This is a genomic window from Alkalilacustris brevis, from assembly GCF_003350345.1.
Classification (GTDB): Bacteria; Pseudomonadota; Alphaproteobacteria; order Rhodobacterales; family Rhodobacteraceae; genus Alkalilacustris; species Alkalilacustris brevis.
The window spans coordinates 292,085-310,502 of the sequence record NZ_QNVJ01000064.1 but is presented as its reverse complement, the minus strand read 5'-3'; the positions used below and the strand labels follow the sequence as shown (position 1 = coordinate 310,502).

Annotated in this window: 14 protein-coding genes; 9 read left to right on the top strand and 5 right to left on the bottom strand. The window is 66.6% G+C overall.

The annotated features are described in order from the left end of the window. Positions 1 to 45: 45 nt before the first annotated feature. The 7 genes from DQ229_RS10985 (at position 46) to DQ229_RS10955 (ending at position 8,153) form a co-directional block, all read left to right on the top strand. Positions 46 to 372 (top strand): DUF3467 domain-containing protein, encoded by a 327-nt coding sequence (locus DQ229_RS10985; protein ID WP_162300834.1) that lies wholly within the window; start codon positions 46 to 48, stop codon positions 370 to 372. Between the two features lie 31 nt (positions 373 to 403). Further along, positions 404 to 2,206 carry an efflux RND transporter periplasmic adaptor subunit gene (locus tag DQ229_RS10980; protein WP_114966289.1) on the top strand — a complete coding sequence of 601 codons (1,803 nt, stop codon included), beginning with the start codon at positions 404 to 406 and terminating at the stop codon, positions 2,204 to 2,206. Further along, a complete protein-coding gene (locus DQ229_RS10975; RefSeq protein ID WP_114966288.1) occupies positions 2,206 to 4,368 on the top strand; it encodes an HlyD family secretion protein in 2,163 nt (720 codons plus the stop codon). Before DQ229_RS10980 ends, DQ229_RS10975 begins: the two co-directional genes overlap by 1 nt. Beyond that, positions 4,352 to 6,316 (top strand): preprotein translocase subunit SecA, encoded by a 1,965-nt coding sequence (locus tag DQ229_RS10970; protein ID WP_114966287.1) that lies wholly within the window; start codon positions 4,352 to 4,354, stop codon positions 6,314 to 6,316. The genes DQ229_RS10975 and DQ229_RS10970 overlap by 17 nt, the downstream gene beginning before the upstream one ends. Beyond that, on the top strand, positions 6,285 to 7,034 hold the full coding sequence (locus tag DQ229_RS10965; protein WP_114966286.1) for an efflux RND transporter periplasmic adaptor subunit: 750 nt from the start codon (positions 6,285 to 6,287) through the stop codon (positions 7,032 to 7,034). Before DQ229_RS10970 ends, DQ229_RS10965 begins: the two co-directional genes overlap by 32 nt. 73 nt (positions 7,035 to 7,107) lie before the next feature. After that, the gene (locus tag DQ229_RS10960; RefSeq protein ID WP_420796863.1) at positions 7,108 to 7,338 is read left to right on the top strand and encodes a uracil-DNA glycosylase family protein; all 231 of its coding nucleotides are present in this window, start codon (positions 7,108 to 7,110) and stop codon (positions 7,336 to 7,338) included. Between the two features lie 17 nt (positions 7,339 to 7,355). Then, positions 7,356 to 8,153, top strand: a complete 798-nt coding sequence (locus tag DQ229_RS10955; RefSeq protein ID WP_114966285.1) for an SseB family protein — start codon at positions 7,356 to 7,358, stop codon at positions 8,151 to 8,153. A 41-nt stretch (positions 8,154 to 8,194) separates the two neighbouring features. On the opposite strand, the gene DQ229_RS10950 is transcribed toward DQ229_RS10955, so the two are convergent. The 5 genes from DQ229_RS10950 to DQ229_RS10930 form a co-directional block, all read right to left on the bottom strand. Then, positions 8,195 to 10,909, bottom strand: coding sequence for a CHAT domain-containing protein (locus tag DQ229_RS10950; RefSeq protein WP_114966284.1), 2,715 nt, complete (start codon positions 10,907 to 10,909; stop codon positions 8,195 to 8,197). Positions 10,910 to 11,026: 117 nt separating this feature from the next. After that, a complete protein-coding gene (locus tag DQ229_RS10945) occupies positions 11,027 to 12,262 on the bottom strand; it encodes an MFS transporter (RefSeq protein ID WP_114966283.1) in 1,236 nt (411 codons plus the stop codon). Between the two features lie 137 nt (positions 12,263 to 12,399). Then, the gene (locus DQ229_RS10940; protein ID WP_114966343.1) at positions 12,400 to 12,606 is read right to left on the bottom strand and encodes a YgaP family membrane protein; all 207 of its coding nucleotides are present in this window, start codon (positions 12,604 to 12,606) and stop codon (positions 12,400 to 12,402) included. A gap of 236 nt (positions 12,607 to 12,842) precedes the next feature. Continuing rightward, positions 12,843 to 13,064, bottom strand: coding sequence for a YgaP family membrane protein (locus DQ229_RS10935; RefSeq protein WP_114966282.1), 222 nt, complete (start codon positions 13,062 to 13,064; stop codon positions 12,843 to 12,845). A gap of 75 nt (positions 13,065 to 13,139) precedes the next feature. Further along, the gene (locus DQ229_RS10930) at positions 13,140 to 16,769 is read right to left on the bottom strand and encodes a hydantoinase B/oxoprolinase family protein (RefSeq protein ID WP_114966281.1); all 3,630 of its coding nucleotides are present in this window, start codon (positions 16,767 to 16,769) and stop codon (positions 13,140 to 13,142) included. Between the two features lie 113 nt (positions 16,770 to 16,882). On the opposite strand from DQ229_RS10930, the gene DQ229_RS10925 reads away from it, so the two are divergent. Together DQ229_RS10925 and DQ229_RS10920 are read left to right on the top strand one after the other, a co-directional pair. Beyond that, on the top strand, positions 16,883 to 17,425 hold the full coding sequence (locus DQ229_RS10925) for a winged helix DNA-binding protein (protein WP_114966280.1): 543 nt from the start codon (positions 16,883 to 16,885) through the stop codon (positions 17,423 to 17,425). Position 17,426: 1 nt separating this feature from the next. Then, positions 17,427 to 18,368 (top strand): hypothetical protein, encoded by a 942-nt coding sequence (locus DQ229_RS10920; RefSeq protein ID WP_114966279.1) that lies wholly within the window; start codon positions 17,427 to 17,429, stop codon positions 18,366 to 18,368. Positions 18,369 to 18,418: the final 50 nt, after the last annotated feature.

Genomic DNA, 18,418 nt, shown 5'->3' with positions numbered 1-18,418 from the left:
CAGCTGCGCGAACGGCGCATGGCTTGGAAACCTACTGGAGGTCTGATGACGGATATGAAGGCAGAACAGGGTGGCAAGACGGTCGTCTTTCGCGACCAGAACATGCGCACCAGCTATGCGAACGTGGCCAACGTGGCCGCAACACAGGAAGAGTTCGCTCTGCTTATCGGCATCGGTCGTTCCTGGCACGGCAAGACCAAGGATTTCGAGGTGGATCTGAACGACCGCATCATCATGACGCCGCCCACGGCCAAGCGCCTGGCGGCGATGCTGGTCAACGCGATCGCCCAGCATGAGGCCCGCTACGGCCAGATCGAAGCCGGGGGGCAGACGGTGCAGCCGCAGGGTGAAGGCACGATCACAACCGGCTGACCGGAACGCGTGCACAGGGTAGGGCGGCCCGATGGTGGCGGCGAATGAGAGCTTTCTGGGCATTGATCCGGGCGCGGGCGAGACGGTGTTTCCCGATCTCCACGCATGGTGTCGCCATGTGGTGGGGAGCCTGCGCGGCATCGTCGAGGCGGCTGTCGTCGAACTGGCCGAGACTTCGTTCGAGGTGCGCGCCGCTGCCCCTGAAAGCTTTGCCCTGCGCCGGGCCTATCACAAGCCGCTGACCGAGGCCGCAGACAGCGGCAATGGCGTGATCGCCCCGCTCGATGTCGAGCAAGACACCATCGCCGAGGCGCTGGTGCTGCCGCTGAGGGTCAGCAATCGGCGGATCTTCGTGCTGCTGGGGCTGAAGGCGATGCCCGCGCGGCAGGTCGAGCTACTGATGGAGCATATCCAGATTGCGGCCGGCTGGGTGGTGCATCTCGTCGCGCGGCAGGATCTTGAGGCGGCGCAGCACCGGCTGAATGTGCAGGCGCGCGCCTTCACCATTTCGGCCGAGATGCTGTCTTCCGATGACATTACCGAAGCACGGCAAAGCCTTTGCGTCGAAGTGGCCGAGGTTTTCGATGCCGCGCGGATCTCGCTCGTGAGCAGGGGGCGCGGGCGCCGGGTGCGGCTGCGCTCGATCTCGGGCGTGGTCAGCTTTGATCGGCGCACGCAACTCAATGACCTGACGGAACAGGCCGCGACCGAGGCCCTGCGCCAGCGCCGTGAACTGTTCTGGAAAAAGGGTGATCCGGTGCAGACCCCGCTGGCCACGCTTGCCGCCGAGCATGGCGACGAGGCGGTCGCGGTGATTCCGCTATCCGATGCCCGTGCGGAGATGCGTGGCGCGATGGTGCTGCAATGGACCAGGCTTGAGGCCGTGCCCGATCTCAAGCTGTGGGAGCCGCTCTGGATCATGGCGCAACCGGTGCTGGAGCTTCAGCAGAAGAACGCGCGCACCCTGATCGGCAAGGCGGTTGACGATCTGGGCCAGTTCTTCGGCTATCTGCTCGGGCCGCGGCATATCTGGGCAAAGGTCATCGGCCTGGCCTTGGCGGCGCTGATTGCGGCTCTGGTTCTGGTGGAGACACCAGCGACCTTGCGGGCCGAAACGGTGATCGACGATCCGGGTCTGCGCGCGGTGGCCGCTCCAATGGACGGCACGCTGCTGGAAATCATGGTGCTGCCGGGCGATGCGGTGCAGCGCGGTGACGTGCTGGCGCGGATCGACGATACCGACATGCAGTTGCGGCGGTTGGAACTGATTGCGCAGCTTGAAAAACTGCGCGCCGAAGAGGCCATCGCCCAACGCGAACGCAACCTCGGCGCCGCCGCTGTCGCCCGCGCCGAGGCTTCGGAAGTGCAGGCGCGGCTGGAACTGATCGAACGTGACATCGCGCGCACCCTTGTGCGCAGCGAGATCGACGGCATCGTGCTGCAGGGCGACCTGCGCCAGAGGGTGGGCTCGAATATCGAGCATGGCGAGAACCTGCTGATGATCGCCTCGCGCCAGGCGACCGAGGCGCGCCTCAGTGTCTCGAACCGCGACGGCGCGCGGCTTGAGCAGGGGCTTTCGGGGCGGCTGCGGATGAATGTTGCCCCCGACCGCCCGCTGCCCGTTCAGGTGCTTCGCGTCAATCCGGCGGCTCAGCCCGAAGAGGGTGAGTTGCGTTTCGTTGGTTACGCGCTGGTCGAGCCGCAGGGCCTGCGGCTGGAAAACGGGATGCAGGGCGTGGCCCGGCTGGAATTGCCGCCCGAACCGCTCTGGCGTATCTGGGTGAAACCGGTATTCGATACGCTTTACCAGTTTTTCTGGCGCTGGACCCCCTGATGGCGCATCTTCAGCTTCTCAGCCAGGACTGGCACCGGGTTGCTGACCTCAGGCCAAGGCTGCGCACCCAGCTTGAAGTTTTCGTGCATGATTACCTGGGTGAGCTTTGGTATGTCTTTCACGACCGCACCGGCGGCAAGACCTATCGCCTGTCCGAGGCCGATTTCCGCATCTTCAGCCAATTCGACGGGCAGCATTCGATCGAGGATGTCTGGAACGAGCTTGCCTGGTCGAACGCGCCGAACCTGCCCACCCAGAACGAACTGATCGAGACGCTTTCGCAGATGTATCAGTCGGGGCTGATCTCGGTCGATACGCCGCCGCGCTCGGCCCAGATCGCGCGTCTTCAGAAAAAGAAGTCCTGGGAGAAGGTGCTGCGCGTCCTGAAATCGCCTGTCAGTCAGAAGATCCCATTGATCAATCCCAAGAACTTCTTGCGCCTCGCACCAGCCACGTTGCTGGCGCATGTGCTGTTCTCGCGTCTTGGGCTGCTGGCCTTCATCGCGCTGATTGCGACGGGGGTCTATTTCGCCATCGGTAACTGGCAGCCGTTCAGCCGCAACCTGGCCGACCGGGCGCTTGCGCCCGACAATCTTCTGATCCTCGCGCTGGTCTATCCGGTGGTAAAGCTCATTCACGAACTGGCGCACGCGCTGGCCATCCGCCGCTTTGGCGGTGATGTGTTCGAAGCCGGCGTGATGTTTCTGGTTTTCGTGCCGATGCCCTATGTCAACGCCTCCGAGGCCAACCGCCTGCGCGCGCACAAATCGCGTGCGCTGATCACCGCGGCGGGTATCCTGGCCGAGCTTGCGCTGGCCGCCATGGCCATGATCCTGTGGACCTATAGCGATCCGGGGCTGTGGCGGGCCGTGCTGTTCAACGTGGTGTTCATCTGCACGGTTTCGACACTGTTCTTCAACGGCAACCCGCTGTTGCGTTTCGATGCCTATTACATCCTGTCCGATCTGACGCAGACACCCAATCTGGGCACCCGCGCGAACAAGCTTCTGGGGCGGTGGCTGCGTCTTGCGCTGGGCTCTCAGCTTGCGCCCGACAGCGAAACGGCGGGGCCGAGTGCGCGCATGTGGCTGGCCGCCTACGGGGTGGCAGCCGCGTGCTACAAGGTGTTCATCACCCTGACCATCGCGCTTCTGGTGATCGAGATTGTTCCCTTCATGGGGCAGTTTCTGGCCATATGGGTTGTCTATGCGGGGCTGGTGCATCCCAGCATCAAATCGGTTACTGCATTCTTCAAAGGCACGTCGGGGACATTCATGCCGCGCAAGTTCTTCCTTCGTGCCGGGGCCTTCGCGCTTGGCGCCGGCGTACTTCTTGCGGTGGTACCGCTGCCCAGCCGCACCGTGGTGGATGGGGTTGTGATCCATGCCGAGTCGGGCACCGTCTATGCGCCGGTGGCCGGGTTCATTGATGAAATCCATGTCCGCATGGGAATGCCGGTGGAAGAGGGGGCACCGCTTTTCTCTCTGCGCCCCGATGCCCTGCTGACCGAACGCGAGGTGCTCGACGCCAAGATCGAAGGCGCCACCATCCGCCTGCGCGGCGCGCAGTCCAGCGGCAATGCCGGTTTCGCCGCCGCGGTTCAGCGCGAGATCGACGCGCTTGAGGCCGTGCGCGCCGATCTTGACCGCCGCATCGGCGAGGCCGAGGTGCGCGCGGCGGCCTCGGGGCGCTGGTCCGCCGAGGCTGCAGTGTTTCACCAAGGGGCATTCGTGCCCCTACGGGCCATGCTGGGGGTGGTCGATGCGCCGGAAAACCGCCGCATCGTGGGCTTTGTGCAGGAACGGCGCGCGCGGCAGTTGCGCCGCGGTGTGTCCGGCTATGCGCTGCTTTTCCCTGACGGCACACAGGCGCAGGCCGATGCTGCGCAGGGTCATATCCTGGAAAATGCCACGCGCAGCCTGCATGCGCCGCAGTTGGCCGACCGTTTCGGCGGGCCGGTCATGACCCAGGACAGCGAGGACATGGACGGCTTCCACACGGTGCAGTCGGGATTCGCGCTTGAAATCGAGGGGCCGCTTCCGCCCGCCGCCATCGGCTCGCGGGTGCGCATCAAGCTGCACCATCCGCCCGAAACCGTGTTCGACCGGCTTTGGCCGGTGGTCTACACCGCACTGATGGCGCGTTTTGGCCCGGGTCAGTGATATCCCCCCGCCGCGCACCGGGCTGGCGCTGAATGCCGCCGAAATCGCACATGGCGAGCGCAGCTTGATCGACATCGCCAGGCAGCGCTGGCGCGAGCAGTGCAACCGCCGCCTGCATGCGCGCCGGGTGCTGCGCGGAATTCACCGTGAGCGGGCAGCCCTGTCCGACCTGCCTGAGGCGGAGCTGAGGCAGCGCGCGCGTGCGCTTCCCGCGCGGCTGCGCAAGGCCGCGCTGGAAGATGTCGACCTGGCGGAATGCTTTGCGCTGGTCGATGCGGTTCTGAAGCGGGTCTTCGGGTTTCACTACCATGACAACCAGTTGCTGGCCGGGTTTCACCTGGCCAACGGAAATTTTGTCGAGCTTGCAACGGGCGAGGGCAAGACTGTCACCGCCATACTGCCCGCCGCGCTTCATGCGCTGGCCGGCACGCCCATTCATGTGGTGACGGTGAACGACTATCTCGCCGCGCGTGACGCCGAAGAGGTTGCGCCGGTGCTCGGTATGCTGGGGCTTGAGGTGGGCACCGTTGTCAACGGCATGAACCCGAAGGAACGTCGCGCGGCCTATGGTTGCGACGTGACATATTGCACCAACAAGGAACTGGTCTTCGACTATCTCAAGGATCGCATCAAGCTGCAGGAATCCGGCTCCTTCGCCGAGCGGGTCAAATCCTCGTTCCAGCAGGATCGCCGGATGGTGACGGAACTGGGCTTTGTCATCATCGACGAGGCCGACAGCGTTCTGATCGACGATGCGAACATTCCGCTAATCCTCACCCGCGAGGAGTCGTCTGCCCTGTCGCGCCATTTCGTCGAGCAGGCCATAGATCTGGTTGACCGGATGGACCCGAGTGTCTGGGAGTATGTCAGCCGTAGCGAAAGCTATTATCTGAACCCGCGTTTCCTGAAAACGCTGATCGACGACATCTCCGATCCGGCGCCTGAATGGCAGTCCTTCGCGCTGGCCGAAGAGGTGCTGATGCAGGCCAAGACCGCGCGGGAAAAGTTCCGCCGCGATGTGCATTACTTCGTCGAGGAAGACAAGATCGTGCTGATCGACCCGCAGACAGGGCGCCCCACCCCCGACCGCTCGCTGCCCTGGGGGCTGCATCAGGTTCTGGAGGTGCGCGAAGGGCTTGAGGTTTCGCCCAACCGGCGCACAATCGCCAAGCTGAGCTTCCAGAGCTATTTTCGCAAGTATCACAAGATTTGCGGCATGAGCGGGACCCTGCACGAGGTGCGGGGCGAATTGCGCAAGGTCTACCGGGCCGCATCGGTTCATGTGCCGACACATCGGCCAGTGCGCAATTTCTGCCAGCATGATCGCATATTCGTCACCTCGGCCCAGCGTGACGCCTGGGTGGCCGAGCGCACCGCAGCGATGCAGGCCGCGGGCCGCGCGGTTCTGATCGGGGTGAACACGGTCGAGGCCTCGGACGCGATCAGTGCCGCCCTGCACCGTAAAGGGCTGGAGCATCAGGTGCTGAACGCCAAGCATCTTGAGCAGGAGGCCGAGATCGTCAAGCAGGCCGGGCAGATCGACGCGATCTCGGTGGTGACGAACATGGCCGGGCGCGGCACCGACATCAAGCTGAACCCGGAGGTGCGCGCGGCTGGCGGGCTGCATGTCATTATTGCCGAGGTGTTGCCTTCCGCGCGGCTTGAGCGGCAGCTTTTCGGCCGCGCCGGGCGTCAGGGCGACCCCGGCAGCCACGATTTCGCCCATGCGCTGGACGAGCGCCCCCTTGACGAGGCGATGACAGCGCTGGTGCGCCAGGGCCTCGTGGCGCTGGCGCGCACGGCTCCGGGCTTGGCAGATCGTGTGTTTCGGGTATGGTTGCGTCTGTATCAGCGCAACCGAGAGCGGCAGAAGGCGCGGGTGAGAAAGCAACTGTTCAAAGCGGATATGGAGCGTGATGAAGTATTTCTTTTCAGCCGTCTCAGGTAGCACGCTGGCCGTTGCGCTTGCGTTCACGACGCCGACTTTTGCACAGTCCGCGCCCGGTGGCGTGCTCGATCTGGGGGCGGCCAACTGCCGCCTGGTGCCCAAACGCGATTCAAGCCTGTCGGTCAGTGCGCGCGAGATCATCGAGACCGTGCATCACCGGCTTGGCGACCGCGTTTCAGAGGGCGATGTGCTGCTCGAGTTGGGCCAGGGCAGCCTTGTTGCGCAGATGCGGCAGGCCGAGGTCACGCTTGAAATGGCCCGCCAGCGGCTTGAGCGGGCCGATCAGATGCAAGGTGTTCTGTCCGTCGCGGAACTGAGCGAGATTGAATCGGAGCTGTTGATTGCGCAGATTCAGCGTGATGGGCTGATCGCCGAGCAGCGGCGTTATGTTCTGCGCGCGCCCCACGATGGCGTGGTGGTCGAGCTTTTCGCCGATGTGGGCGAGGTTGCGCCCGATGGCCCGCTGATCCGGCTCGTGCAGGTCGATACGCTGCAGGCCGAACTGGATGTGCCCGGCCAGTTTCATCAGCCGCTCAGCGTCAGCGAGACGCTTGTGATCGCGTTGGCGGACGGGAATGAGGTGGAGGCCGAAATCTCGTTCGTCGATGTGCTGATAGAGCCGGTGAGCCAGACCTTCCGGCTTCATGCCCTGATCGACAACGAGGACGGCGCGATCATCGCGGGCACGTCTTGCCGGGCGTTCATGCCTGACGGCTGAGTGCTGCCGCCCGCGCTGCGGTTGCCATGCAGGCCCCCCGCCCTGTTCGCCGTCGCTGCCCGACCTGCGGCTGGTGCTGCTGGTGGGCGGATATGCGCAGCGCTGGCACCTGGGCAGCCGCGCGGGTGTGACTGAAACGGTGGCCCGCTGGCGCGAACTTGCCGCGCGCGGGGCCGAGCCTGCCGTCTTCCCCTTGCCGCATCCGTCCTGGCGGAATACGGCTTGGCTCAGGCGTAACCCGTGGTTCGCGGCCGAGCTGTTGCCCGCGCTGCGCCGCGCCGTGCAGAAGGCCCTGTCCGAATGACGACACCCCAGCAGCAGATGCCCGACGAAACCGCGCTTGACCACGCCCATGCGGCGATGTCCGCCGCGCCCAGCGATGTGGCCGCGCGCATGGCCTTTCACGCCTGCCTTGCCGACAGCGAGCTTTTCCTGATGCTCGAGGAAGAGGCGAAGGGCGAAACCTTGCGCCCGCAGGTGTTTCCGCTGGAAAGCGGACCGGTGGTACTGGCCTTTGACACGGAGGCGCGGCTGGCGGGCTTTGCCGGGGCGGCGGTGCCTTATGCCGCGCTGCCGGGCCGGGTTCTGGCGCGGATGCTGGCGGGGCAGGCGCTAGGGCTGGGTCTGAACCTGGATGTTGCACCCTCGTCCATTCTGTTGCCCGCCGAGGCAATGGACTGGCTGGCCGGGATGCTGAATGAGACCCCGCGCGAGATGACCGCACGTCCCGAAGAAATCACCCCGCCCGGCGCGCTGCCCGAGGCGCTGTTGCCCGCGCTCGATGCGCGGCTGGCGCGGGCTGCGGGGCTGGCACAGGCGGCCTGGCTGTGCGGCGTGCGCTACAAGGGGGGCGGGCAGGGGCATCTGCTGGCCTTTGTCGGCACCGTGCCCGAGGCCGAGCGCGCGCTGGCCCGCGCAGTGGGCGAGGCGCTGGCGTTCTCGGGGCTTGAGGCCGCGGCGCTGGACGTGGCGTTTCTGGATGCAGAGGACGCCCTGTTGCCCAGGCTGGCGCGTGTCGGTCTGCGTTTTGACCTGCCCGAACCCGAGGCCGCGCCCGAGCCGCCTGGCCCCCGGCCCGCGCCGGGGACGGATCCGGAGCGCCCGCCGCGCCTGCGCTGACACTCCGCGCGATCTGCCTGCCTGCCGCGGCCGGTGTCCCGTCAGTCGGGGTTGCCCACCAGGATGAAGGGCGCCCAATAGGCCGGGTGCGACCAGCGCAGATCGGGCGGGTCGGTGATCATGGCGGACATCGCGTGCGCCTTGGTTTCGGCGGCGCGTTCTTGCGGGTGCTGCGCGCGCAGGCGGAAGATATCGGTCATAAGCTGCACGGCCGAGTGGCTTTCCACCGGCCAATGGCTGACCAGAAGCGCCCGTGCGCCGGCATAGATGAAGGCTTGCGCCAGCCCCGAAAGCGGCTCGGCCCCCGGCCGCTCGCCGAGCGCCGTGTTGCACGCCGACAGCACCACCCAGTCGCTGTTGAGTTGCAGCATGGCGATTTCCGAGGCGGTCAGGAACCCGTCTTCGCCGCCGCCGGGGGTGAGGGCGAGTGCCGGCTCGTTCAGCAGCATTCCCCCCGCGCTTTCGCCGGTAATCAGCCCGTGCGTGGCGAAATGCAGCACCCGGTAGCGATCGAGAGGCATTGCCTTGAGCGCGGCCTCGCTGGCCTCCGGGCCGAGCAACAGCGCACCGGCGGGCGGCTGGGTGGCGGCGGCCTGCGGCCCGGCGCTGCCGCTCAGCGCGGCCTGCACCGCGCGGGCCTCGATGGCGGTTTCGGGTAGCGGGGCCAGCAGTCCGCGCAAGGCGCTTTCCGAGGTGGCAGCAGTCATCAATGCCGGTTCAGGCGCGACCCCGGAAAAGACCGGGTTGGCAAAGCCGGCATAAGGTTCGGGCGCGCGCGGGGCCTCGCGGCCCAGCACTTGCGCTTGCAGGCTGGTGAGCGACGGCAGGACCGTGAGCGCGTGAAAATGGATCAGCCAGGGTGCCGTCGCGGTGCTCAGGTCAGCTTCGGGCACGTAGGGCAGCAACAGCCCCGGCGGCAGGCTCGACATCGGGCCGCGCTGCTCGACGTAAAGGTGCGCCTTGCCATAGGTCAGGTCGGACACCTGCCCGAAAGACAGGTCGAACAGCCTGACTGCCGCCTCCCAGGGAAAGACGCGCGGATCGTCCGCGCCGCCGCCGATCGCCACCGCCCCGCGGGTGCCCAGCGTCAGGTTCATGTTGTCGCGGATCTCGGCAACGGCGCCTTCGATCCCGTCCACCGGGTGCCAGAAGATGCGCGCGGCGGCCTGATCGCGGGTGACGGCGATGACGATGCTCCATTCCTCGTCATGGCGCTGGTGATCGATCAGCACAAAGGCCTCGTCGGCTGCGAGCATCGCCTGCAGCGCGTCAAGCTCCACCAGAGTTTCACCGCGCAGGGCGGCAAAGGCAGGCTCGGCTGCATCGACCTGCGCGAAGGCATCCTTGGCGATCCGGTTCAATTCCGCGTGGCGCGCGGACAGGGCGGCTTCCTGCCCCGGTGGGCGCTGTTCCAGCGGGCGGCGCACCAGTTCGATCAACTCGCTTTGCACGGCGTTGCGTTCCTCGACCGTGTCGGTGCCCAGCCGGTAGAGCCGGGCGAGTTCGGGGTCGCGCAACATGCCGCGCAGGTATTGTTCGCGCACGGCGCCGCGGACCGAGCCGCTTACGGTGCCCTGCAGGTGGAGCAGGGCAAGGCGGGCAAGCTCATGTTCGTCGATCAGGCCGCGGTCGTGGCGTTCCTCCAGCAGGTCGAGCAGCATCTTGCGGTCGGGTGCCTGAGCGCCAAGCATCGCCTCGAAGGCCCCCCAGGCGCCTTCGATATCACCCAGTTCCCATAGCAGGATGCACAACCAGCGATAGGCCACGCCGACAAGCTGGTGATTGTCGGGCAGCTGGCCGGCGATCATGCGCGCGGCCTCGGTCATGTCGGTGCGGGCGCCGGTCGTGTCGCCCGCCTCCAGCCGTTGCCAGGCGCGCAGCTGCACCCAGCCTGCATATTCCACCCCTTCGGCGCCAAAAACGCGCGCAATGCGCGGCATGGTATGCTCCAGTTCGGCGGCCAGCCCGGCGCTGTCGCGCATCCAGTCCAGCGCGCGGGCCAGTGCAAAGCGCACGGCAAGGGTTTCGGGGTGTTCCGGGCCATAGGCGGCATCATGGGCGCGGGCGCTGGCGTGATAGGCAGCAATGGCGCGGTCCATCTCGCCGATCTTGTCGAGGCTGTCGGCCAGCATGAACTGGATGGTGGCAGCCTCGCGCGCGGCGGGCAGGCCGGGGCGGGCCTGTTGCCGGGCAAGCAAGGTGCGATAGATCTCGATCGCTTCTTCCAGCTGCCCCATCTGGCGCAGCAGGTCGGCGAGGCTGCGCTGGCGCGACAGCGTTTCGGGGGCGTCGGGGCCGCGCTCGCGCTCGGCGCGTCCGGCCACGGCAAGCGCCACGGGCAGGGCGCGGGTGTTCTGCCCGGCGCGGATCAGGAACAGGGCATAGTCGGCCTGGAATGCGTCATGGCCGGGGTTGTCGGGGGGGATCTCGGCGTGGAGCGTGTCGAAGAGTTGCAGCGCCTCTTCATGCGCGCGCGAATGCCACAGCGCCCAGGCCAGATTTGCCCCGACCTGCGCGCGCTCGGGGTGGGCGGGGCCGTGACTGGCCTCGATCCGGGCGAGCAGCGGCTTGCCCAGTTCGACAGCGGCGGCCCAATCTTGCAGGCGATAGGCGCGCAGGAAGGCGCTGGCGGCGTCTTGCAGTTCAGCGGCAAGGCGCGGGCTGGCGCTGCCACCGGCGGCCGGGCCGATCTGCGCGGCCAGCGGTGCGGCAGGCAGGGCAAGGGCAAGTACGACTGGAAAAAGCGCTTTGAACATCGGCAGGAAATGGGGTCGCCTGAATGAAGCCGCAAGCTTAAGCCGGGTGACGCCTGAGCGCCAAGCCCTCAAATCGCTGTGGCCGTCGTGTGATGGCCTTGCCTTCGGATGCCCCGTTCAGCGGCGGCGCATTTTGGGTTGTCTGGCCGTGCCGTCCTCGCCCGGGATGACAAGCCGGCTGCTGCCCAATGCCAGGATCAGGCCGAGGCTCCAGAACACCCCGGCGATCCCCGTCGCCAGCACCACGCCGCCGAAGCATAGCGGTGTAACGACCTGGGTGAGCCGGTTCAGCGTAAGGCGGAAGCCAAGCACCTCGCCCACCTTGTCAGACGGCGAAAGATTGATCGTGCGCGAGATCGACAAGGGCTGGCCGATGCCCAGCCCCAACCCTAGCGCAAGCGAGACGAGCGTCATCGCCACGATTCCCTGTGACAGCGGCAATGCCAACAGCGTCAGGCCCGAAAACAGCACCGAGGTGGCAATGACCCGGTTCTTGCCGAAGGCCCGCACCAGCGGCAGCATCACCACCCGCATCACCACCCCGCCGCCGTTATGCACCGCGATGATGATACCGATCCAGGTGGCGGTGACGCCGGCCTCGATCGCGTAAAGCGGAAAATAGGCGACATACATGTCCTTGCCCATCAAGATCAGGATGCTGACCAGAAAGGCGCGGTGCATATAGGGATGATAGCCCAGGATGCGCCGCGGCTCGGGCCAGGCGCTGCCGCGGGGCGCGGGCTTTTCGGTCGCGGGCGTTAGGGAGGCAGCGGCGCGGGCGGCCTTGCGTTCACGATACAGCAGCACAAGACCCGGCAGCAGTGCCACCGACCCCTTGAGCGACATGAACAGAAAGGTCAGCCCGAAGCCGATCTGGTCAGCCAGGTATCCGCTCAGCATCGGACCGGCGAGACTGCCCAGCGCAAACGACATGCTGAAGATGGCGATGTGCCTTTCGCGGGTCCAGCTGTCCTTTTTCGGGTTTCCGGCGCTGCTCTGACTGGCCAGTACATATAAGGTGAAGCCGAACCCTGCGATAACCTGCGCCGCATAGATGCCCGCGCGGCTTGGAAAGAAGAAGGGCAGCACCAGCCCAAGCATTGCCACCGCCCCGCCCAGCAGCAGCGCGATGGCCCTGTCATGCCTGTCCATCCACGCGCCCGCCGCCGTGGCCACGACGAGCGGCAGTAGCGAGAATACCGCCACCAGGACGCCGACCTCGCCCGCGCCGATATCCAGTGTCACGGCATATAGCGGGATCACCGGGCGCGTGCCCATGATCGCGGAAATCATGAAGAACGTGGCGGTGGCAAGGAAGTAGATCGAATTATCGCGGGCGGGGGCTGAGGTCACGCGGGGCAGGCTCCGGTTGCGGGCCGCAGTTGCGCGGCGCCGAGTCGCATGTGCGAAGGCCTACTCCCATGCGCGGGGGCAGACAAGCCGGGGCCGCCCGCGCGCAGGCGCGCGTTATGCGCGGAGTGTTTCCAACCTCAGTGGCGGCTGGCGGGGCAGGTGTTGATGCCAAGCAGACTGTAGAGTGCGCAGGTGCCAAAAACTCCGGTCGCCAGGGGCACGATGCCAATCAGGAACAGCCAGCGCAGGCCGGCCTCGGGAAAGAGGAAGAACCCGGCGATGAGCACAAGGCCCAGGACAATGCGAAGGATGCGGTCGATGCCGCCGACATTCTGTTCGAACATGGTGTTGGTTCCTTTCCTGAAGGGCTGCACAGCGCACATTCAAGATATAGTAATGAATTTGAATATGAGTAGTCTTGTTCCTCGCGCGCATATTATTCGGGGCGCGTGCCCCTTGCCGGCGGTGGCCTTCGGCGAGGATATTTTTGCCAAGAAGAAATGCGCGCTGACTTGTGTCGGCACCGCCGCGCGATGTTCGAGACCGGAAACCCGCCGGAATGTCCGGCGGGTGCGGTGCGTCAGGCGCGTGCCGCACCTCCGTCATCGCTGTCGCGGGTGCTCCAGCCCAGGGACCGGTAGAGGGGGCACCAGCCGACGAGGCCGCTGGCAAGCGGCACCATGCCGATCCAGAACGCCCAGTTCCAGGCAAGTTCGGGCCAGATGAAATACCCCGCGATCAGCGCAAGGCCGATCACGACCCGCAGCACGCGATCGATGATGCCAACATTTCGCACGAACATCGACACTTCCTTTTGTTGCAACTGCTACAGGCGCGATGTGGGGAGTTCATGGTGTGATTTAATGACCCTCGGCGATTACCCGGCGCGGCCATAGCCGCCCGGGGTCGGCGCGATCACGGTGATCGTCTCGCCCGGTTCGAGTACGGTCTGGGCGCAGGCGGGAAGCGCTTCTTCCTGGCCGTCGCGCCGGGTGACGATGCTGCGGCCGGGCTGGCCGTCACCGCCGCCCTGCACCCCGCGCGGCGGATGGCTGCGATGCGAGGACAGGATCGCGCAATCCATCCGCTCGAGAAAGCGCAGCCGCCTGAGCGTTCCATCGCCGCCGTGCCAGCGCCCCGCCCCGCCCGATCCGGGCCGCAGGCTGAATTCTTCCAGCAGCACCGGAAAGCGCAACTCCAGCACCTCCGGGTCGGTCAGGCGCGAGTTGGTCATGTGCACATGCACCCCGGCGGTGCCGTGAAAGCCGCGCCCGTCATTCATGCAGCCCGCGGGGCTGCCCGAGCAGATGGTTTCGTAATACTGGTGGCGGGCATTGCCGAAGGTCAGGTTGTTCATGGTGCCCTGGTGGTTGGCCAGCGCGCCAAGGGCCTCGAACAGCGCATTGGTGACATGCTGGCTGGTCTCGACATTGCCGGCGACCACGGCGCGCGGATAGGCGGGCTTGAGCATGCAGCCCTCGGGGATGGTGATGCGGATGGGCCGCAGGCAGCCTGCGTTCATGGGGATAGGTGCCTCGACCATGACGCGGAAGACATAGAGCACTGCCGCGCGTGTCACCGGCTCGGGGGCGTTGAAATTGTTGTTGGTGGCGTCCGAGGTGCCGGTGAAATCCACTGTCGCCTCGCGGCGGTCACGGTCGACCGTGATCCGCACCTGGATCTGCTGGCCGGTGTCGGTTTGATAGGTGCAGGCGCAATCGTCCAGCCGCTCGATCAGGCGGCGGACTTCCTCGGCGGCGTTATCCTGGACATGGCCCATATAGGCGCGCACCACGTCGATGCCGAATTCGCCGACCATGCGGCGCAACTCTCTGATGCCGCGGGCATTGGCGGCGACCTGGGCCTTGAGATCGGCAATGTTGGCGTCGGGGTTGCGGCAGGGCCAGGGGTGATCAGTGAGCAGCTTGCGCAGCGCCGCATCGCGGAACTGCCCGCGCTCCACCAGGCGGAAATTGTCGATCAGCACGCCTTCCTCGTCCACCGTGGTGGCCAGCGGCGTCATCGAGCCGGGCGCGGTGCCGCCGACATCGGCGTGATGGCCGCGCGCGGCCACCCAGAAGAGGATCTCGGCGCCAGCCTCGTCAAAGACCGGCGTGACCACGGTAATGTCGGGTAGATGCGTGCCGCCGTTATAAGGCGCGTTGAGCGCAAATACGTCGCCGGGGTGGATATGGCCCGCGTTCAGACGGATCACGGTTTCGACGCTGCGGTCCATCGAGCCCAGATGCACCGGCATATGCGGCGCATTGGCCACCAGCGCGCCCGAAGCATCGAACACCGCGCAGGAGAAATCCAGCCGTTCCTTTATGTTGACCGATTGCGCTGTGTTCTGCAGTGCCACGCCCATCTGTTCGGCGATATTCATGAACAGGTTGTTGAACACCTCCAGCAGCACCGGGTCGGCCTTGCGGGTGCCGATGGCCTGCTCGCGGCGCTGCCGCTCGTGGCGGGTCAGCAGCACATGGTCGCGCGGCGTGATCTGCGCCTGCCAGCCGGGTTCCACCACGATGGTCTGGTTGGCCTCGATGATGAGCGCCGGGCCGCGCAGCTTGTGCCCGGGCGCGAGCCCCTCGCGGCGAAACACCCGCGCCTGATGCCATGTGCCGCCGCTGAACAGCCGCGCGGTGGTGTCGCTGTCGGCGTCTGTGTCAAGGCTTTCCAGCCTGCGCTCGGGTGCGGCAGCGGGCTCGATGTCAAATCCTTCGAGTTCGACGGTCTCGACGATCAGGCGCTTGCCCGGGCTGACAAAGCCGAACTGCGCCTCGTGCGCGGCCTCGAAGGCCGCTCGGGCGGCGGCAAGGTCCTGGCCGCCGAAATCCACCGGCAGCGCGGTGTCGGTGCCCTCATAGCGCAGGTGCAGCAGCGCACGAGTCCTGACCTCGCCTGCGTCCAGCCCCTGGCTGCGCAACTCGGCCTTAACCTCTTTGTGCAGCTCGGCCAACGCGGTGCCGATCATGGGCTGGCTGGCAGGTTCGAGCGGGGCCTCAAGCGCCTTCTGCCTTGTCGTGAACACCCGCGCCAGCCCGATGCCATAGGCCGAAAGCAGCCCCGAAAGCGGGTGCACCAGGATCGATTCCATCCCCAGCGCATCGGCCACCAGGCAGGCATGCTGTCCGCCCGCGCCGCCGAAACTGTTGAGCAGGTAGCGCGTCACGTCATGGCCACGCTGGACGCTGATCTTCTTGATGGCGTTCGCCATGTTCTCGACCGCGATGCGGATGAAACCCTCGGCGACCTCTTCGGGGCTGCGCCCCTCGCCGGTGCTTTCGGCGATTTCGGCAAAGGCCTTGGCCACCGTGTCGCGATCCAGTGGCTGGTCCTGGCCGGGGCCGAAGATGGCGGGGAAGAAATCGGGGTTGAGTTTGCCCAGCATCACATTGGCGTCGGTGACGGTGAGCGGCCCGGCGCGGCGATAGCAGGCCGGGCCTGGGTCGGCGCCCGCGCTGTCGGGGCCGACCCGAAAGCGCCCCGGCTCGGCGTGCAGGATCGAGCCGCCGCCGGCGGCCACGGTGTGCACCCGCATCATTGGCGCGCGCATCCGCACACCGGCAACTTCGGTATCAAACGCCCGCTCATGGTCGCCCGCGTAATGCGCGACATCGGTGCTGGTGCCGCCCATGTCAAAGCCGATGGCCCGGTCGAAACCGGCGATCTCGGCCGTGCGCGCCATGCCCACGACGCCGCCGGCGGGGCCGGACAGGATGGCGTCCTTGCCCTGAAAGCGTTCCGCCGCGGTCAGCCCGCCCGAGGACATCATGAATTGCAGCGTCGGCCCCGGCGTGCCCGCCGGCGTCGCGCCGAGCGCGTCCGACACCCGCGCCACATAGCGCCGCAGGATGGGCGAGAGATAGGCATCAACGACCGTCGTGTCGCCACGCCCGATCAGCTTGATCAGCGGCGAGACCTCATGGCTGACAGAAACCTGGCCGAAGCCGAAGCCGCGCACATGCTCGGCCAGCTTCACCTCGTGTTCGGGGCTGCGCCAAGCGTGCATCAGCACGATGGCCACCGCGTCGATGCCGGCCTCGCGTATCTCCTTCAGCGGGGTGTCCAGCGACGACAGGTCGAGCGGAGTCTCGACCGCGCCATCGGCGTGCAGGCGTTCCTCCACCTCGATCACCCGCTCATAGAGCATCTCGGGCAGGATGATTTCCTTGGCGAAGATGTCGGGTCGGGCTTGATAGCCCAGCCGCAGCGCGTCGCGGAAACCTCGGGTGATCAGCAGCGCCGTGCGGTCGCCCTTGCGCTCCAGCAGCGCGTTGGTGGCCACTGTGGTGCCCATCCGCACCGTGCCGATCCGGGCCGGGTCCACCACACCGCCAAGAAGCTGGCGAATACCCTCGATCGCGGCGTCGTCATAGACGCCGGGGTTTTCCGAGAGCAGCTTGAGCGGGTGTAGCGCCCCGTCAGGTGCGCGCCCGATCACATCGGTAAAGGTGCCGCCGCGGTCGATCCAGAAATCCCAATGCGGGTCGTGGCGGGGCATGGGCTGTCCTTTCGCTGGGGGCTGCAGGCTGGCGCTGGCATTTTGTTGACAAATTGTCAGTGAAAGGTCAAGTATCGGGTCAACGCAAACGCAGGCGGCATGAGGGCGCAGCCATGACCGATGAGGCGCGAAAGAGCGGGCCGCAGGGCGCAGGGGTCGGCCCGGTGGTCTCGGCGGCGCATCTGGCCGATGCCAGCCTGCCGGCCCTGTCGGAGGTTGAATTCGCCCTGACCATGCAGACGCACGCCTATCAGCGCTGGATCGTGCGCTGCATGGCGGCGGCGGGCGGGCCGTCGATGTCGCCGCTCGAGGTGCTGATCCTGCATCTGGTGCATCACCGCGCGCGGCCCAAGACGCTGGCCGACATCTGCCTGGTGCTCAACATCGAGGATACGCACCTTGCCAATTATGCGATCCGCAAGCTGCAAGGTCACGGGCTGGTCGCGCCGGGGCGCAAGGGCAAGGAGAAGACCATCGCCATCACTGATGCGGGGCAGGCGCTCTGCGCGCGCTATGCCGAGGTGCGCGCGGCGCTTCTATTACGCAGCGCGGGCCAGCTGGGGCTGGACGAGGCCGAGATGTCGCGGCTGGCGGCACTGATGCGGATGCTGTCGGGCAGCTACGACCAGGCGGCGCGCGCGGCGGCGGCGCTCTAGGATGCTGCGCTTTCTGTGGTGGAGCGCCCGCAACGGGCGGCTGGTTCTGGTGGGCGGGCTGGTCCTTGGGGTGGCGCTGCCGGGGCTGGCGCAACACCTGCAACCGGCCATCGTGCCGATCATCGCCTTCCTGCTGTTTCTGGCGGCGCTGCGCATCGGGCCTGCGGCGGCGCGCCCGCGTCTGGCGGAATTGCCGGGGCAGGTTGCGCTGACGCTGGTGTTGCAGACCTTGCCACCGATGCTGGCGCTGGGGGTGCTGTTCCTGGCGGGCTGGGCTGACAGCCTGATCGGAATCGGCGTGGTGCTGCTCTTGGCGGCCAGCCCGATTTCGGGCAGCCCCGGTCTGGCGGTGCTGTCGGGCTCCGACCCGGTGCCGGCCCTGCGCCAGCTTGTGCTGGGCACGGCGCTGTTGCCGCTCACGGCGCTGCCGGTGCTGTGGCTGATGCCGGTGTTCGGCGATGCGGGCGCCACGCTTGCGGCGGCGGGGCGGCTGATGGCGATCATCGCGGTGGCTGGCGGCGGTGGCCTTTTGTTGCGTGCGCTGGTGCCGCGTTTTGGCAGCCCCGGCTCGGTGCAGGCGATCGACGGGCTCACGGCGCTGAGCATGATGGCCGTGGTCGTGGCGCTGATGTCGGCGGTCAGCCCCGCGCTGTTGAGCGGCGCGCCCGAGTTCTGGTGGATCCTTGCGCTGCTTCTGGTGCTGAACTTCGGCGCGCAGATCCTGGCCTGGGCGCTGGCGCGGCAGGCTGGCGCGCGCAACGCCGCCCCGGCCATCGGGATCATCGCGGGCAACCGCAACCTTGCGCTGTTCTTCGGCGCGCTTCCACCCGATCTGGCGCTGGGGCTATTGCTGTTTCTGGGCGTCTATCAGTTTCCCATGTATCTGACGCCGCTGGTGATGCCTTGGGTCTATCGGCGGCTGGAGCGTCGCGCCCGCGCCTGAATAGGTGCGCGCGGGCTGACCGGATACAAGCGAAGAGCGCCCCGCGTGGC

Excerpts from the sequence above, each read along its gene's own strand:
- DQ229_RS10985 (WP_162300834.1), top strand. The coding sequence starts at position 46 with ATGACGGATATGAAGGCAGAACAGGGTGGCAAGACGGTCGTCTTTCGC.
- DQ229_RS10980 (WP_114966289.1), top strand. The coding sequence starts at position 404 with ATGGTGGCGGCGAATGAGAGCTTTCTGGGCATTGATCCGGGCGCGGGC.
- DQ229_RS10975 (WP_114966288.1), top strand. The coding sequence starts at position 2,206 with ATGGCGCATCTTCAGCTTCTCAGCCAGGACTGGCACCGGGTTGCTGAC.
- DQ229_RS10965 (WP_114966286.1), top strand. The coding sequence starts at position 6,285 with ATGAAGTATTTCTTTTCAGCCGTCTCAGGTAGCACGCTGGCCGTTGCG.
- DQ229_RS10955 (WP_114966285.1), top strand. The coding sequence starts at position 7,356 with ATGCCCGACGAAACCGCGCTTGACCACGCCCATGCGGCGATGTCCGCC.
- DQ229_RS10950 (WP_114966284.1), bottom strand. The coding sequence starts at position 10,909 with ATGTTCAAAGCGCTTTTTCCAGTCGTACTTGCCCTTGCCCTGCCTGCC.
- DQ229_RS10940 (WP_114966343.1), bottom strand. The coding sequence starts at position 12,606 with ATGTTCGAACAGAATGTCGGCGGCATCGACCGCATCCTTCGCATTGTC.
- DQ229_RS10935 (WP_114966282.1), bottom strand. The coding sequence starts at position 13,064 with ATGTTCGTGCGAAATGTTGGCATCATCGATCGCGTGCTGCGGGTCGTG.
- DQ229_RS10930 (WP_114966281.1), bottom strand. The coding sequence starts at position 16,769 with ATGCCCCGCCACGACCCGCATTGGGATTTCTGGATCGACCGCGGCGGC.
- DQ229_RS10925 (WP_114966280.1), top strand. The coding sequence starts at position 16,883 with ATGACCGATGAGGCGCGAAAGAGCGGGCCGCAGGGCGCAGGGGTCGGC.
- DQ229_RS10920 (WP_114966279.1), top strand. The coding sequence starts at position 17,427 with ATGCTGCGCTTTCTGTGGTGGAGCGCCCGCAACGGGCGGCTGGTTCTG.